The sequence below is a fragment of the Enterococcus alcedinis genome, assembly GCF_014635985.1.
Taxonomy (GTDB): domain Bacteria; phylum Bacillota; class Bacilli; order Lactobacillales; family Enterococcaceae; genus Enterococcus_I; species Enterococcus_I alcedinis.
In genome coordinates, this window is record NZ_BMDT01000001.1 from 123,603 (window position 1) to 140,008 (window position 16,406).

Below are 16,406 nucleotides of genomic sequence, written 5' to 3' on the forward strand. Positions count from 1 at the left end.
GTTGTTTTTGTGGTACACTTCAAGAAGATGGGTTGCACTTAAATAGACATCTAGAAGTAATTTTGGAGTAGGGCTCTTTTTGCCATTATTTTTCTGAAGCAATCTAAAAAAGAAATAACACATAGGAAAGTAGGAGAAGACGATGATTCACTTAGGTATAATTGGTACAAATTGGATTACACACCAATTCGTAGCAGCGGCAATTGAGACAGGTAAGTTTGAATTAACAGCGGTTTATTCAAGAAGATTAGAAACAGCACAAGCTTTTGGTGAACGTTATGGTACTGTTCAATACGCAACAGATTTAGCTGAATTTCTTGCGTTACCACGCTTAAACACGATTTATATCGCGTCACCAAACAGTCTCCACTTCAATCAAGCAAAGGCTGCAATTTTAGCTAATAAAAATGTAATTGTTGAAAAACCGGCTTTTTCAACGCCGAAAGAAATGGCAGAAATCATTCAATTAGCTAAAGAAAAGAATGTTTTATTTTTTGAAGCTGCACGTAATATTCATGAAGCAAACTTCAAGAAAGTGGCAGATATATTACCGGAAATGGACCAAATTATCGGTGCAAACTTTAGTTATATGAAATATTCGTCTCGTTACGATGCTGTTTTAGCAGGCGAAGAACCAAATATCTTCTCACCAAAATTTTCAGGTGGATCACTTTCAGATTTGGGTGTATACCCGATTTATGCGGCTGTCGGTTGGTTTGGTATGCCACAATCGATTCATCATTTTGCACGTAAAATCGTGACAGGGGTTGATGGTATTGGAACAGTCATTTTACGCTATCCTGATTTTGACGTGACGATTCTCCATGGTAAAATAGGAGATTCTTTCTTACCTTCAGAGATTTATACCACATCAGAAACAATTACTTTAGATGGTATTAACGCAATCAGTCATATGACGCGTCATAAACGTCTTGAAAATGAAGTGGTAGAATTGCCGTTAGAAGTGAAAGATAATCCAATGGTTGAAGAAGCCAATCATTTTGCGGCAATCATTGAAGAGCCGACAACGCAAGCGAATCAAAATCGCTACCAACAATTGCTAAAACTAGCAGAAGAAGTCAATGGATTACTATATGAATTAAGAAACCAAGCAGGTGTTTCTTTTTCTGCAGATAAAGAATAGAGGAATAATATGATACAAGGAAAGTTGCCAACAAAATGGCAAGCAAGATGGCAAGAAAGTGGTTTTTCAGAGCCATCATTGATTCAAGAACAAGTTTTTGAACCATTATCGAAAAAAGAAACGATTGTTGGAATTTCACCAACAGGTTCCGGAAAAACATTAGCTTATCTTTTACCAACACTCTTACAAGTCAAGCCTGGAGAAGGCAATCAACTATTAATTTTGGCTTCTTCACAAGAATTAGGGATTCAAGTCACTGATGTTGCTCGTTTGTGGGCAAAAGATTTAGGCTTAAAAGTTCAACCTCTAATTGGAGGTGCGAATTCAAAGCGCCAAATTGAAAAATTAAAAGAAAAACCAGAAGTTATTATTGGAACACCAGGACGTGTCTTGGAAATGATGAAGCAAAAGAAAGTCAAGGCGCATTTGCTACAAACGATTATTCTTGATGAAGCAGATCAATTGCTTTTACCTGAAACAATCGCTTTTGTTCAAGGAATTTTAAAATTTACAACAGAAGATGTGCACTATGCTTTCTTTTCTGCAACAGCTGACGTTGCTTTGCCAGCAATTGAAAAAATTGTCACAAAAGAATTAGAAGTCATTGATGTGACGGATTTAAATCCAAAAAATACTGGCGTCAACCACTATTACTTGAATGTTTCGAAACGTCAAGTAGTCGATACGTTACGCAGCTTATCGCACATGAAAGACTTTCAAGGTTTTGTTTTTTTTAATCAATTGTCAGAGCTTGGAAGTGCGGAAGAAAAATTACTTTATAACCACGTTCCTGTGGCTTCTTTAGCATCGGACCAATCAAAAGAAATGCGTAAATTAGCATTGGAACACTTTAGAGAAAAGAAGATTCGTCAATTATTAACGACGGATTTAGCTTCAAGAGGCTTAGATGTAGCGAATGTTCCTTATGTGATTAACGTAGAAGTTCCGATGACGAAAGAAAGCTACTTACACCGTGGTGGACGAATTGGTCGCATGGGAGCACCTGGTACGATAGTGACACTTGTTCAAGATCATACGGTACGTGACTTAAAACGGATGACAAAAGAGCTAGCTATCGAAGTGACAGAAGTCTATTTACATGGTGGGCAACTCACGATTGAACGTCCAGCTAAAATCGAACATAAAGAGAAAAAATCAGAAGAAAAAATTAAAAAAGTAGCGAAGAATACAGAGAAAAAGACCGAGAAAGTTAGTCATTCTGTAGCTAAGAAAAAGAAAATAAAAAAGAAAAAAGATCAAAAAAATAAAGGTGCACGTAAAAAGCGCACACCAACTATTCACGAATAGATTAATCAAGGAGAAAAAATGAATTCTAGAAAAAGTGAAATTCTGCAAATCATTGTTCAACACCCTAAAGGGTTAACCGCCAATGAAGTTGCTGAATTATTAAATATTGATCGAAGTAACGTTAGTCGTTATTTAAATGAACTTTTTAAAGAAGAACATATCCAAAAAAGTGATGGCCGACCGGTGGTTTACGAATCATTCAAAACGAAAGTAGAAGAAATACATGTTGATACATCAACAGTGGTTACTTTTAACAACTTAGTTGGAGCCAATGATTCGTTGAAAGTCAGTATTCAACAAGCAAAAGCCGCGATTTTATACCCACCAAAGGGACTACATACAATTATATTTGGTGAAACGGGAACGGGGAAATCAATGTTCGCTGAATGTATGTACCACTTTGCTGTTTCTTCGAAAACATTAAAAAAAGACGCACCATTTATTTCTTTTAACTGTGCTGACTATGCCCAAAATCCACAACTTTTGTTTGGGCATATTTTTGGTATTCGCAAAGGGGCCTACACCGGTGCACAAGAAGATAGTCCGGGATTAATTGCGGCTGCTGACGGTGGGATCTTATTCTTAGATGAAATTCATCGCTTACCTCCAGAAGGTCAAGAGATGCTTTTTACCTTTATTGATAAAGGAACTTATCGTCCACTAGGTGAAAGTACGCAAGTTCACGAAGCATCCGTCCAAATTATCGGTGCGACAACTGAAAATTCGGATACTTTTTTGACGACGTTTAATCGTCGAATTCCAATGTCTATCACTTTGCCGAATTTAGCTTCTCGCTCACTCGACGAACGTTACCAAATTATCTCCCTGTTTATTAAGCAAGAAGCCAATCGCTTGAATCAACATATTCAAGTTGAAAAAGAAGCCATTATTGCTTTTATGCTCTATGATGCTGAGGCGAATATTGGACAAATTAAGCGTGATTTAAAATTGGTGTGTGCGAAGGCTTTCCTTCATTATCGTACCCATGATCAATCGCATTTAATTGTTCGAAAATCAGATTGTTCCTTGACCGTTCAAAAAGGTTTGTTAAAAGTCAAAGAACTTGGGGATCGTTTAGATTATTTCTTAGATGGTAAAGGCGAATTTTTAAATTTTGATCCAGGTTCAAATGAAGTTGTTTGGTCTCAAGATCCAGAACGGAACATGAAAGTCTATAATGATATTGAAGAAAAAGTGGCGACACTAAGTGAAACGGGTGTAGCCAATATTGATTTAGAGTCCTTGATTTCTCGAGATGTCGATGCTTTTTTTGCGACTTATGTAGAAGAATTGGGGCAAATGCCTGTACATAAAGAGTTGATTCCGGCAGATATTTGGCAATTAACCAATCGATTGTATGATATTGCAGAAACAGAACTTGCGCGAAAGTATAACGAAAAAATGCGCTTTGCTTTTGCGTTACATTTGCACAGTACGTTAGAGAGAGTCGCAGAAGATCACATGATTATTCACCCTAATCTAAATAGTGTCCGTAAAAATCTAAAGTCTGAATTTCAAGTGGCAATGGATTTGTCGTCAATTATTGAGGAAGAGCAAGACGTTGAAATCCCTTTTGATGAAATTGGCTTTATTAGTATGTTTCTTTCATTAGATGCGCAACAAGAGGCATTGCTTGCAGTTGAAAAAGTTGGGATTATTGTCTTAATGCATGGACGTGCAACAGCAACGAGTATGTTAGAAACAGCTCAAGAATTATTAGGCTCAACGACAGGAGTAGCGATGAATATGACGTTAGACATCGAAGTTCAAACGATGTATAAACGCTTACTCACCCATATTCAAGAAAATCCAAGAGACTATGAAAATGGGATTTTATTTTTAACAGATATGGGTTCCTTAAATTCATTTGCCCATTTAATTTATGAAGAAACTGGGATACGGACCAAAACAATTTCAATGACGAGTACAATGATTGTACTGGAAGCGTTGCGTATGGCTGATGTTGGTCGTAGTTTAGAAGATATTTTCCAAAATATCCAAATCTCATTTGAAACGGTTGTTCGTGACCAATTTAAGGATTCTCAAGGTGATCTAAAACTGAAAAAAGCAGTGGTCGTCACTTGTTTCACGGGAGAAGGGGCCGCAGCTCGATTGTATCAACGAATTGCACCCGTCGTCGATCAAAGTAAAGTAGAAGTCATCCAAATGCAGTTTATCGAAAAAGAAACATTTAAGAAGCATATTGATGAACTCCTGCATGAATATGAAATTAAAGCCATTGCTGGCACGGTTGAAATTGAGTATCAAAATATTCCATTCTTTTCAGCATTCGATGTCTTTGATGATGAGAAATTAAACATGTTGAAACGATTAGTGAGTGATAGTCTACCTGTTTCAACGATTGTTCAATCGTTGAAAGGAGCGGTAACTCACGTTCAGCCATTACAGGAATTAATCGAAGAGCTTCAACGTTTAGTTCATCAAATGCAAAATCACTTACAATTAATTGTCGATCCAGCCGCAGAATCGGGCTTAGTGATTCATCTCGTTTTCTTAGTAGAAAGTATTTTACGTGGAGAAGAGCGTAGAGGATTTAAAAACTTAGCTGAATTCCAAAAACAATACCGTCTAGAAAGTGATCTTGTTCGAACAGGTTTGATGGGGATTGAGAAGAAATATCAAATCCGAATCACCGAAGATGAGATTGCCTACTTAACCCAAATGTTTTTAGAGAATAAATTAGATTTGCAACAACTTGAATTACACACTGAAGGTTAGTGTGTGTTCAAAAAACAATGAAGTGTAATAGTGTGAAAAACATGTTAAACCTTGATGTAAAAGGGATTAACATGTTTTTTTCTTTTGGCACACATATTGCTTATAAGAAAGCGTATCCATAAATAGGGGGTGTAAGAGAAATGAAAAAAACGATTATGTTAGTATGTTCAGCAGGAATGAGTACAAGTTTGTTGGTTACAAAAATGCAAAAAGCTGCTGAAGAAAAAGGGATTGAATCAGAAATATTTGCGGTATCTGCTTCAGAAGCGGATCAACAAATTGAGACGAAAAAAGTGGATGTCTTGCTTCTAGGCCCACAAGTGCGATTCATGAAAGCTCAATTTGAGAAAAAATTGGAGCCCAAAAATATTCCACTTGATGTCATTGATATGAAAGACTATGGAATGATGAACGGGGAAAAGGTTTTAGCTGTTGCGCTGAAATTAATTGAAGAAAATGAATAAAATTTTATATCATAATGTTATAACATTATGATATAAAAAGAGTGATGAAGGAAAAATAAAAATAGTGGGTTATTAGGAGGAAGAAAATGGAAGCTTTGACAAGATGGTTAGAAAAGTACATCCTGCCGTTTGCGGCAAAAGTTGGTTCAGAAAAACATTTAGTCGCATTACGTGACGCCTTTATTGGTTTGATGCCGGTGACGATGGCAGGGGCGATGGCAACATTATTAAATGCCTTTGTACGCGACTTTCCGAATACGTATTTAGGAGCAGATAATGGAATTACGAAATTCTTTACACCATTAATTGGTATTAATGGATTGGTTTGGACAGGGACATTAGCGGTGATGGCGACAGTCTTTGCAGCTTCACTCGGTTACAACTTAGCCAAAGCATATAATGTTGATCCATTATCGGGTGCAATTGTTTCATTATCAGCATTTATTATGGGGATTCCACAATCAGCGAAATTATCTTTAACGTTATCAGAGGCATTATCATCTGATGCAGCGAAAGTGATTACAGATGCAGGTTGGGCAGTAAGTGATACAGCAATCGATGCAGCAGGTTGGGGTTTCTTCCCATTTAGTAAATACATGGGTGGTTCAGGTCTCTTTACAGCAATGATCTTCGGTTTTATTTCTACAATTATTTTTGCGAAAATGATGCAAAAAAACATCATTATTCGCATGCCTGAATCAGTTCCACCAGCAGTATCAAAAGCTTTTGCAGCGATTATTCCAGGGGTTACAGGATTATATGCATCAGGCCTTATTTACTTCCTTTTCGAAAAATATGCAGGGATGCCACTAATTGACTGGATTTCTGAATCGATTCAAAAACCATTACTCGGTCTTTCTCAAGGTTATGGTGCGGTATTCATTATCGTTTTACTTGTGCACGTATTATGGTTCTTTGGTCTTCATGGAACAAACATCATGGCACCGGTATTACAAACAATTTATGGAACAGCAATGGTTGATAATACAAACGCTTTCCAAACTGGCGCAGAAATTCCTTACAAATGGGTAGCAGGATCATTTGAAGCATTCGTATGGCCAGGTGGAGCAGGTGTGACATTAATGTTATTAACTGCAATCATCATTTTCTCTAAACGAGCAGATTACAAAACGATTGGTGGTTTAGCCTTCGGTCCAGGACTCTTTAACATTAACGAACCAATCATGTTTGGTTTACCGATTGTATTAAACCCACTATTTATGATTCCATTTATTTTAGCACCAATTGCAACGGCGACAATTGCTTATTTTGCGACAGTTTTAGGATTTGTAGCACCAGTAGTTGTAAACGTTATCTGGGTAATGCCAGCAGGAATCAGTGGATTCTTAGCAACCGGTGGTGACTGGCGAGCAATTGTTCTGACACTTGTCAATTTGGCTGTCGCATTAGTCATTTGGGCACCATTCATTATTGCAGCAAACCGTATTCAAGTCGACGAATAAAAATAAAAAGGAATGAGGGTGGTCGCGTACCACCCCAATTCATTCCATTTCTGGAGGAAGAAAAATGATTACAATCAATTCAGCAATGCAACAAGACAATATTAAACAACTGTTAGAAGCAATCAATGAAGAAGACATCACTTACAAATTTAAAGAAAAAAAAGGGATTCAATTAATTTTTGACGTGACTGGTGATCGTGACTTAGCTGTTCGTAAAGCAAAGGATGCGATTAAAGCAACCGACTGGGGACACGTTCTTTACTTTAACGTCGTATAATAGGAAGGAGATTCTCATGTTAAAAAATGGTCTGTTCATCATGTCAATTGGTTTTATTTTTATTATGTATAGTATCAATTCTGTCACTGGTGTTTATCAGTGGGGAAAAGTGATTTTTGCAATTATTTTAATCGTAATAGGGGCAATCATTTTTAATCAGGGAAGACTTAGCGATAAAAAAGAGAAAGAGAAGGTGTAGGCATTGGAAATTCAAAGAACGCTCAACGTACCAGCTGAATATTTTTATGACCGAATCATTCATTCCGTTGTTTACGATATCGATCAATCAACGGGCCGAACGCTTAAAAAGAGTCAATTAGAAGGGTTTGAATACATCAAAACATTCTCGAAAAATAATCATGCAAAAATCATTATCGAAAAGATAGAGCAAAATCATAAGTATCAATTTCGTACCGTCACGACGAGGAATGAATTTATTGCAAGTTATGAGATTAAACCAGTGGATAATCAAACGTGCGAAGTGGTATATCACGAAACCATGACATCCCTCGGAATGATTCAAAAAGCCAATGACTTCTTTGTCGGAATTGTTTTGGGTTATTTTAAGAAAAAACAATTTAAATCCATGCTTGAGGGAATAGAAGCATCATATTAAATCGAAAAGGACATACACTGAATTTAGAGTGTAGTTCTTTTTTTTATAGTGTGTAAATGAGAAAACAGTGGTAAAGGCTGATTTAAAGGCGTTTTTGTTTTATATAAAGTTGGCACGCTTGTTGCTTATAGTATAAGTGTAAGAACAAAATTAGATGAGGTGGATATGATGTCAAAGAAAACAATCATGTTAGTATGTTCAGCAGGAATGAGTACTAGCTTATTAGTTACAAAAATGCAAAAAGCAGCAGAAGAAAAAGGAATGGATGCAGATATCTTTGCTGTTTCAGCTTCAGAAGCCGATCAACAAATTGAAACAAAAACAGTTGACGTTTTACTATTAGGTCCTCAAGTTCGTTTCATGAAAGCGCAATTTGAGAAGAAATTAGAACCAAAAGGCATTCCGTTAGCAGTCATTGATATGAAAGATTATGGCATGATGAATGGACCAAAAGTATTAGAACAAGCAGAAAGTTTAATGAAGTAGAAATTCGGGGGGATACGAACAGATGGAAGAAAAAAACTTAGAATCAATTATGGGATTAATTATGTTTGGTGGTAATGCCAAGAGTGACGCAATGGAAGCAATTGCCGCAGCAAAAGAGGGCAATTTAGAATTAGCAGATCAAAAAATCGAAGATGCGAAAGCGTCTTTAGTCGAAGCACACCGTGCACAAACAGGACTATTAACACAAGAAGCACAAGGTGATCATATGACAGTCACATTATTAACAGTTCATGCACAAGATCATTTAATGACTTCGATTGCATTTACAGATTTAGCAAAAGAATTTGTTGATGTTTACCGTCGCATTGAAGAAAAATAATCAATAAACAGAGTAGAAATCGCCTCCACATGTTCGGTGGCGATGAACACTGTTTAGTCATAAGTAAAAGAATAAGTATGCTTAACGTGAAAACCAAACAACGCATTTTTCTAGCGGTCAATCTTTGAGAAAGATCTAGGCAAGAGAGATGTTCAAAGCAATGAAATTGTATTATTTAGGAGGATTTATTATGGACGGGTTTGTACAGTTTATGGAAGAAAAATTTGTTCCTGTGGCATCGAAAATCGGTGCACAGAAACACCTTGTTGCTATTCGTGATGCATTTATGGTTACGATGCCAATGATGATTTTGGGAGCGTTAGCGGTTATGTTTAATAACATACCAATCGATGCTTTCCAAAACTTTATGGCTTCGATTTTTGGCGGCGAATCATGGAAAGGGTTTGGCGGTTCGGTTTGGAACGGTACATTTGCCATTTTGTCAGTTTTTATTGCTTTTCTTGTCGCTTATAATTTAGCTAAGGTATATGGAAAAGATGGTTTGGCAGCAGGAGCTGTTTCATTAGGTTCATTCTTTGCACTGGGTGGTGCATTAGGAATGTCAAGTAATGGATTATTTATCGCAATTATTGTTGCCCTTGTTTCAACAGAGCTTTTTGTCCGTTTAATCGGAAATAAAAAACTAATTATTAACATGCCTGATGGCGTGCCACCAGCAGTTGCACGTTCATTTGCGGCATTATTGCCAGCAATGATTGTTATTAGTTTGTTCGGTTTAATTGCAGCAATTTTTGCAGCATTTGGCGTAACAGATATTATCGGTTCATTCTATGCATTGGTTCAAGAACCATTTATGGGATTAGCAAATAGTTATCCATCAGCATTATTAATTGCTTTTATCACACCTTTCTTATGGTTCTTTGGATTACATGGTGCGAATATGATTGATCCATTTTTACAAACAATTAATGCACCAGCTATTGAAGCCAACTTAGCAGCAATTACAGCGGGGAAAGCAGCACCGTATATCGTTAACAAACCATTTATTGATAGTTTTGTTAACTTAGGTGGAACGGGTGCAACGTTTGGATTAGTGATTGCTATTTACTTAGTGGGTCGTAAACATAAAGCATTTAGCGTAGTCAATAACTTAAGTGCGGCACCAGGATTGTTTAATATCAATGAGCCAATGTTATTCGGTTTACCAATGGTTTTAAACCCGATCATGTTTATTCCATTTATCTTAGTCCCAATGATTTTAGTATCAACAGCATTTTGGTCAACAAAATTAGGAATTGTACCAGTAGCAACGATTATGCCACCATGGGTAACACCGCCAATATTAGGTGGATTCTTAGCTACTCAAAGTTTCGCAGGAGCGATTCTAGCGGCAGTAAACTTACTGATTTCTGTTTTAGTTTACATCCCATTTGTTAAAATCAGTGTGATTCAAGAACAAAAACGTGAACAAAGTATTTAATCTGTTCGCTTTAAGAGTTGCGATTAAATAGTCGCAACTCTTTTTATTTTATATAGTATTCGATATAATGAATAATCAAATGGCATTGTATTTGAAACTGTTCGGAGTGTCGTTAAAAGGGTGTAGAAATTTGTCTAATACTTTTACCTCTCTTAGCTGAGTAATCGTACAATAGCCTTTAATCTAAGGAGTGATTTTTTTGTCTGGTGTTAAAAAAATGCAACAAGATGATTATCAGCAAATGTTTGATTTGGCACAATATGCGTTTCAAGTCCCTGCAAATACGGCATCTAGAGAACGAATTGAATATTTAGCTGATCACTCGGTTAATTATGGCTCTTTTGAGGGTGATAATTTAGCGAGCCAAGTGATGATGACGCCATTTCATGTGAATTTTTTCGGTCAAAAACATCGGATGGCTGGAGTTGGCTTTGTGTCTTCGGATCCATCGTTTCGTGGGGGTGGACGAATTGATGAGATTATGAAACAGCTGTTAAATGATTGTCGTGAAAATGGCGTGTTATTTTCATATTTGGCTCCTTTTTCGTATCCTTTTTACCGTCGTTATGGCTACGAGTTAATCTTTGAACGCGTGTCCTACCAAATTCCAAGCCATGCTTGGCCTAAATCGACAATTAAGACGACTGGCAGTGTACGTCGAGTAAACTGGGAGCAAGCAAAAGAGGCGTTACAATCGATCTATGCGAAAGTGATGGAAAAAGAAGAAGGCTATCTTATTCGTGAGGATTGGTGGACATATTATCGTTTAGAGCTCAATCGATCAAATTATTTTGCCATTTACTATGATGAAAATAATGAAGCTAAAGGTTATCTTGTTTATCAAATAAATCAGGGTGTCTTTACTTGTATTGAATGGCAATATTTGACAAAGGGCGCGAAAGAATCGTTAAATCGATACATCTCGTCGCATATTGATTCTGTTAAAGAGTTTAAATACGAGCAAGCATTTAAACAGTCAACACCATTTTTTGAAACAGCAACCCCATTATCTAATGTCTCGATTCGTCCTGAAATGATGGTTAAAATTGTTGATGTCGAAGCCTTTTTAAAGATTTATCCATTTGAAGGTTTACAGCAGTCTTTTGCAATTGAAATTGAATCAGATGTATATGGGCCTTGGAATCAAGGGATTTATGAAATACAAGCTTCAAATGAAGGAACGATAACAATTAATAAAGTAGAACAAACGACTCTTCCAAAACTAACGACCAGTATCCAACGTTTCACACAATTATTTTTAGGATATAAGACAGTAGAAGAATTGCTTTTTCATGAGTTTCTAGAGGTAGATACAGAAGCCATCGAACTGATTGAATCCATTTTGCCTAAGAAATCACCTATCTTAGAAGATTATTTCTAAGAAAAATGACAGACATTCTTTATTTTTTATCTTAAAAGGATTAAAATAAAGAATGTTTTATTGTTATTTTATTACGCCCTCGTAGTTAAATGGATATAACAGACCCCTCCTAAGGGTCAATTATCAGTTCAATTCTGGTCGGGGGTATTGTTTTTCTAAAAAAGGATGAAAATTAAGAATTATCTGTTAATTCCACCTATTATGTAACCGTTTTATTTTACGATAATTCATACTTCTGATACACTAAGGGTGTAGTACAAAAACTGTAGGAGGTTTTCATTTATGGCAAAAATTGGTAGGGAATTATTGAATCAATTGACATCAGAACAAGTAAAAGGCCCCTTCGTCACAATAATGTTAAACACTCATGTTGCGCATCAAGAAGTTGAAAAGGATCAGTTAAAATTTAAAAATTTTATTAAAGAGTCTAAAAAACGTTTTGAAAAACGCTATCCATCAGAAGATTGGTCAGTGATTCAAAAAAATGCAGAAGTCTTATTAGCAAGTCAAGACTTTTGGCGCCAAAGTACGAAGAGTGTCGCAGTCATATTAACACCAAAAGAAACCTTTGTTCACCGACTAAGTATTGAAGTCGATGACCAATACTACGTAGGAGATACACCCTATATTTTAGCGATTATTAAAAATGGACAATTTAATTATCCGTACTACTTATTAACCTTAAACCGCGATTCAGTTGCCTTATATAAAATGGAAAACAAGAAATTATCAAAAATCGATTTACCAGAAGACGCACCAGTGACAATGGAGATTGCGTTAGGGAATGAGTTAACCGGAGGCGGAGCAAATTTCCGCTCGTCAAGTAATGCTGGAGGAAATGCCAGTCATGGAACATCGGCTAAAGATGAAGAAATTGAAGTTGATCGAAATAATTATTATCATGCGGTCAGCACTTTCCTAAGAACATTTTTAGAAGGCATGGATCCAGCGCCACTATTTCTTTATGGGTTACCAGACAATCAAGCCGTGTTCAAGAAAGTAGCAAAAGGACTGAATATACAATCCGATATTGCTGTTAATACTTCTCCGATTCAACTTTCTCTAGCAGAATTAGAAAAAAATGTGTCGCCTATTCAAGAAGGGTTGGAGCGTAAAGAAGTCGCTGCGTATCAAAAACTAATCGAAGCAAAAAATTATGAGCAATTTTCTGATATTAAGCAAAGCGCAGAGCTGGGACGTCTGGATAAACTCTTTATTACGACAGCTAATTTGATTCCTGGTTTTGGAGAGGACCCAGATACAGAATATGATTGGCGTCAAGAATTAAACTTAACTTCAATCAAAACGATTAGTAATGGTGGTGACGTTTACATTTTAGAACAAGCAGACGCACCGGGCGGTAAGTCCTTGTTAGGTATTTTGCGTTATTAGTTAATAATGTTTGAGATAATTAAAAAAAAGTAAGGAAAAAGATGTTTTTTCTAAGTTAGGTATGTTATACTAAGTATGTAGTTTTTGTAACGGTAAATTATGGTAGTTTGTTTCATTTTTAAAAACATCTCCCAAATTTTCACCTAAACAACGAATTGCAAAATATTTGTGTGAAACACAAGGAGGATTTTTAGACATGGAAACAGGTACAGTAAAATGGTTTAACTCAGATAAAGGCTTCGGATTCATCACTGCAGAAGACGGAAAAGACGTATTCGTACACTTTTCAGCTATCCAAGGAGACGGATTCAAAACTTTAGAAGAAGGTCAAGCAGTGACTTTCGACGTTGAAGACGGACAACGTGGCCCTCAAGCTACTAACGTTAACAAAGCATAATTCAATTTGAATGAAACAAAGGCGAAGGAATATTCCTTCGCCTTTTTTGTATGCATTTCTTTTGTAAACCTTCATTCAAAAGGGCTGTAAAGTGTAGTATAATACCAACAGAACATAGAAAGGGGAGAAGAAAACGCATGAATCAAACCTATGCGATTGTGGATATTGAAACGACTGGAACAAATCCGAAAATGGATCGTATTATCCAGTTTGGATGTGTCTTAGTTGAGAACAATGAAATCGTTGGACGATTTTCAACGGACATCAATCCAGGGCAAGCTATCTCCAAGCAAATCCAAAGCTTGACTCAAATATCGAATCGACAAGTGAAGAAAGCTCCTTTCTTTGAAGATGTTGCAACAACAATTTATAACTTATTAGAGGACACTCATTTTGTTGCTCATAATATTCACTTTGATTACCATTTTTTAAATCAAGAATTAATACGTTGTGGTTTACCAGCCTTGACAATTCCAGGTATCGATACAGTAGAGTTGGCTCAGATTTTTTTACCGACTGAAGCGAGTTTTCGTTTAAATGATTTAGCAGAGAGTTTAGGGATCGAGCATGAAAATCCCCACCAAGCAGCGAGTGATGCCGAAGTAACAGCGATGCTATTGCTAGAAATTGAAAGACGAGCAAGAACACTACCGATTGCTACGATTCAAAAAATTGCACTATTAAGCTCAGAAACAAGCTATCAAACGAGCCAATATATCCAAAATTTAAATAACCAAATGAAACAATCACCACAAAAAATACCAGATAATTCCATGGTTGTAGCCGGTGTTGTTCTTAAGAAAAAAGAGATTGCTACTTATCAAGCACCCCTTTATGCATTCGAGTATCCAACAACGAAAAAAGGAAAAGAACAACTTTTTAAAGAAGTTTTGGACTATCGACGGGCGCAAAGTAAGTTGATGAATTTAATTCATCGACATGCAACAACTACCGATGATAAGTCGATTTTAATTGAGGCATCTACAGGTACTGGGAAAACGATTGGTTATTTATTACCAGCTAGTTATTTAGCAACGCCAGAAAATCCAGTCATTATTAGCACGGCTTCAATCTTATTACAAAATCAACTACTAAAAAAAGACATTCCACAATTAAATCAATTGCTAGATCATTCGATTCAAGCGACTGTGATTAAAGGGAAAAGTCATTACATTGATTTACAGCGATTCCATGCAACCTTACTAGAACCGATGAAACAAAAACAGTATCGTCTCTATCAAATGCGGATACTTGTATGGTTAACACAAACGGAGACAGGTGATTTTAGCGAGCTGAATTTGACGAGTCTCAATCATTTGTTTTTTGAAGAGGTTAAGCACAGGGGGTTGAATTATTTAACTGCTAATCAGCCTTTTTATCAAGAAGATTTCTTGCGACATTTACAATTGAAAATGCAACAGAGTAATTTTTTAATTGTAAATCATGCCTTCTTAGCGCAGGAAACGCAACGAGAGGAATTGGCCTTGCCAATGAGTGATTTACTAATTATCGATGAAGCCCATCACTTACCTGAAATAATGGAGCAAGTGACTAATCAATTTTTTGATACCGAGTCTTTTCAAAGGAAAATCCGTCATTTACGTGAAGAAAATCAATTGTTCGATCAATTAGAAGAAATGTTTGAAAATGACATTGATGCTCGTCATCTATTGGAGTTGTATCAAGAGGAATTATTAGGGATTATTGATTTACAAGAAGAAATCCTTGCAGAAGTACTTATCGATCAACCAGTCAAACAAGAAATCATAATTGAAGAAGAACAAATGCGTCTATCCGTACGCGGAGAGCGTAGTTGCAAAAAATTATTCTTATATTACGAGGAAACACTAGTAATTCAAAATCAGATTGCAAAACTTTGTCTACAAAGAAAAGATCAATGGTTGAATCGAGAGCAAATTGTTTACGGTGAGCTACTAGCGTTATTTGAATCGATCGAAGTCCAAGTGAAAGTTGTTAGACAATGGTTGCTGAACTGGGGAGCGCAATTGATCCATAAAATTTATCCTTATGGAAATCAACAAAGTGGACGACTACAGATTATTGACTTATCAGCCGCTATTTTGCCGAATACCACATGGTATGAGCGTTACAAAAAAGTTATACTCGTAGGGGGGACATTAAAGGTTCCTAGTCAAGCGAATTATTTTGCCAATCGCTTAGGCATTCCAGAAACGCCATTAAAAGTCATTCCATCTCCTTTTGATTATCAAAATCAGGCACGATTATTGGTCTTGGACGAAGTGATTGATATTAAAGAGATGTCTACATTTGAGTACTCGAAGTTTATTGCCAAAAATTTGCGTAGTATCTTAGAAGAAATCGAGCACTCGACATTGGTCTTATTTACCTCACACGAAATATTGCAAAAGGTTTACCATCAATTACAAATGGATTTTCTTGAAAATGGACGTGAGATTATGGCCCAAGGAATCGGAGGTAGTCGAGAAAAGCTTTTAAAACGTTTCCGTCATACAAAAGGGGCTATTCTCTTTGGGGCAGACAGTTTTTGGGAAGGTGTGGATTTACCTGGGGAAACATTGCAATTATTAATTGTGACACGTCTTCCTTTCGAACATCCAGATCGACCTTTGATTGAGGCGAAAGCACGCTACGCTCAGATACAAGGCTTTAATTATTTCAGACAAGAGTCACTTCCGAAGACCTCTTTGCGCTTACGTCAAGGATTAGGACGTTTAATTCGTTCGGAAAATGATCGTGGCGTGATGATTGTGCTCGATCACCGGCTTGTTCATGCTTCTTACGGTAAGCAAATACAAAAAAGTTTACCAAAGCATTTACCAATTGCTGCCTTGCCATTACAAGAAATCGTACAAGAAACGCGAACCTTTTTTGAAAAAAACACCATTAAACAATGAATAATTTTTTAAGTATAATGAAAAGAGTCTGTTATAATAGACGCAGTAAGGAAGTGACGAT

At 36.5% G+C, this 16,406-nt stretch carries 15 protein-coding genes and 1 tRNA gene; all 16 read left to right on the forward strand.

Going from position 1 to position 16,406, the window contains the following annotated elements:
• The first annotated feature begins 142 nt into the window (after nucleotides 1-142).
• The 16 genes from IEV09_RS00645 (at nucleotide 143) to IEV09_RS00720 (ending at nucleotide 16,345) form a co-directional block, all read left to right on the forward strand.
• Nucleotides 143-1,144: a Gfo/Idh/MocA family protein gene (locus IEV09_RS00645; RefSeq protein ID WP_188366333.1), complete on the forward strand. Its 1,002-nt coding sequence runs from the start codon at nucleotides 143-145 to the stop codon at nucleotides 1,142-1,144.
• 9 nt (nucleotides 1,145-1,153) lie between these two features.
• Nucleotides 1,154-2,452: a DEAD/DEAH box helicase gene (locus IEV09_RS00650; protein ID WP_188366334.1), complete on the forward strand. Its 1,299-nt coding sequence runs from the start codon at nucleotides 1,154-1,156 to the stop codon at nucleotides 2,450-2,452.
• 18 nt (nucleotides 2,453-2,470) lie between these two features.
• The gene (locus tag IEV09_RS00655) at nucleotides 2,471-5,191 is read left to right on the forward strand and encodes a sigma-54-dependent transcriptional regulator (RefSeq protein WP_188366335.1); all 2,721 of its coding nucleotides are present in this window, start codon (nucleotides 2,471-2,473) and stop codon (nucleotides 5,189-5,191) included.
• A 140-nt stretch (nucleotides 5,192-5,331) separates the two neighbouring features.
• Nucleotides 5,332-5,655, forward strand: a complete 324-nt coding sequence (locus tag IEV09_RS00660) for a PTS sugar transporter subunit IIB (RefSeq protein WP_188366336.1) — start codon at nucleotides 5,332-5,334, stop codon at nucleotides 5,653-5,655.
• A gap of 86 nt (nucleotides 5,656-5,741) precedes the next feature.
• Complete coding sequence (locus IEV09_RS00665; protein WP_188366337.1) at nucleotides 5,742-7,118, forward strand: PTS sugar transporter subunit IIC; 1,377 nt, start codon at nucleotides 5,742-5,744, stop codon at nucleotides 7,116-7,118.
• Nucleotides 7,119-7,182: 64 nt separating this feature from the next.
• Nucleotides 7,183-7,395, forward strand: a complete 213-nt coding sequence (locus IEV09_RS00670; protein ID WP_188366338.1) for a hypothetical protein — start codon at nucleotides 7,183-7,185, stop codon at nucleotides 7,393-7,395.
• A gap of 16 nt (nucleotides 7,396-7,411) precedes the next feature.
• Nucleotides 7,412-7,594: a hypothetical protein gene (locus IEV09_RS00675; protein ID WP_188366339.1), complete on the forward strand. Its 183-nt coding sequence runs from the start codon at nucleotides 7,412-7,414 to the stop codon at nucleotides 7,592-7,594.
• Between the two features lie 3 nt (nucleotides 7,595-7,597).
• Nucleotides 7,598-8,011: a DUF3284 domain-containing protein gene (locus IEV09_RS00680; protein WP_188366340.1), complete on the forward strand. Its 414-nt coding sequence runs from the start codon at nucleotides 7,598-7,600 to the stop codon at nucleotides 8,009-8,011.
• 168 nt (nucleotides 8,012-8,179) lie between these two features.
• Entirely contained in the window at nucleotides 8,180-8,497 is a 318-nt protein-coding gene (locus tag IEV09_RS00685; RefSeq protein WP_188366341.1) for a PTS sugar transporter subunit IIB, read from the forward strand.
• Nucleotides 8,498-8,519: 22 nt separating this feature from the next.
• On the forward strand, nucleotides 8,520-8,837 hold the full coding sequence (locus IEV09_RS00690) for a PTS lactose/cellobiose transporter subunit IIA (protein WP_188366342.1): 318 nt from the start codon (nucleotides 8,520-8,522) through the stop codon (nucleotides 8,835-8,837).
• Nucleotides 8,838-9,027: 190 nt separating this feature from the next.
• On the forward strand, nucleotides 9,028-10,278 hold the full coding sequence (locus IEV09_RS00695) for a PTS sugar transporter subunit IIC (protein ID WP_188366343.1): 1,251 nt from the start codon (nucleotides 9,028-9,030) through the stop codon (nucleotides 10,276-10,278).
• A 199-nt stretch (nucleotides 10,279-10,477) separates the two neighbouring features.
• Nucleotides 10,478-11,659, forward strand: coding sequence for a GNAT family N-acetyltransferase (locus IEV09_RS00700; RefSeq protein ID WP_229731634.1), 1,182 nt, complete (start codon nucleotides 10,478-10,480; stop codon nucleotides 11,657-11,659).
• Nucleotides 11,660-11,734: 75 nt separating this feature from the next.
• Nucleotides 11,735-11,806: transfer RNA gene (locus tag IEV09_RS00705), tRNA-Arg, on the forward strand.
• Nucleotides 11,807-11,941: 135 nt separating this feature from the next.
• Entirely contained in the window at nucleotides 11,942-13,051 is a 1,110-nt protein-coding gene (locus tag IEV09_RS00710; RefSeq protein WP_188366344.1) for a baeRF6 domain-containing protein, read from the forward strand.
• A 196-nt stretch (nucleotides 13,052-13,247) separates the two neighbouring features.
• Nucleotides 13,248-13,448: a cold-shock protein gene (locus IEV09_RS00715; RefSeq protein ID WP_188366345.1), complete on the forward strand. Its 201-nt coding sequence runs from the start codon at nucleotides 13,248-13,250 to the stop codon at nucleotides 13,446-13,448.
• A gap of 137 nt (nucleotides 13,449-13,585) precedes the next feature.
• A complete protein-coding gene (locus IEV09_RS00720) occupies nucleotides 13,586-16,345 on the forward strand; it encodes a helicase C-terminal domain-containing protein (protein ID WP_188366346.1) in 2,760 nt (919 codons plus the stop codon).
• Nucleotides 16,346-16,406: the final 61 nt, after the last annotated feature.

Excerpts from the sequence above, each read along its gene's own strand:
- IEV09_RS00645 (WP_188366333.1), top strand. The coding sequence starts at position 143 with ATGATTCACTTAGGTATAATTGGTACAAATTGGATTACACACCAATTC.
- IEV09_RS00650 (WP_188366334.1), top strand. The coding sequence starts at position 1,154 with ATGATACAAGGAAAGTTGCCAACAAAATGGCAAGCAAGATGGCAAGAA.
- IEV09_RS00655 (WP_188366335.1), top strand. The coding sequence starts at position 2,471 with ATGAATTCTAGAAAAAGTGAAATTCTGCAAATCATTGTTCAACACCCT.
- IEV09_RS00660 (WP_188366336.1), top strand. The coding sequence starts at position 5,332 with ATGAAAAAAACGATTATGTTAGTATGTTCAGCAGGAATGAGTACAAGT.
- IEV09_RS00665 (WP_188366337.1), top strand. The coding sequence starts at position 5,742 with ATGGAAGCTTTGACAAGATGGTTAGAAAAGTACATCCTGCCGTTTGCG.
- IEV09_RS00670 (WP_188366338.1), top strand. The coding sequence starts at position 7,183 with ATGATTACAATCAATTCAGCAATGCAACAAGACAATATTAAACAACTG.
- IEV09_RS00675 (WP_188366339.1), top strand. The coding sequence starts at position 7,412 with ATGTTAAAAAATGGTCTGTTCATCATGTCAATTGGTTTTATTTTTATT.
- IEV09_RS00685 (WP_188366341.1), top strand. The coding sequence starts at position 8,180 with ATGTCAAAGAAAACAATCATGTTAGTATGTTCAGCAGGAATGAGTACT.
- IEV09_RS00690 (WP_188366342.1), top strand. The coding sequence starts at position 8,520 with ATGGAAGAAAAAAACTTAGAATCAATTATGGGATTAATTATGTTTGGT.
- IEV09_RS00695 (WP_188366343.1), top strand. The coding sequence starts at position 9,028 with ATGGACGGGTTTGTACAGTTTATGGAAGAAAAATTTGTTCCTGTGGCA.
- IEV09_RS00710 (WP_188366344.1), top strand. The coding sequence starts at position 11,942 with ATGGCAAAAATTGGTAGGGAATTATTGAATCAATTGACATCAGAACAA.
- IEV09_RS00715 (WP_188366345.1), top strand. The coding sequence starts at position 13,248 with ATGGAAACAGGTACAGTAAAATGGTTTAACTCAGATAAAGGCTTCGGA.
- IEV09_RS00720 (WP_188366346.1), top strand. The coding sequence starts at position 13,586 with ATGAATCAAACCTATGCGATTGTGGATATTGAAACGACTGGAACAAAT.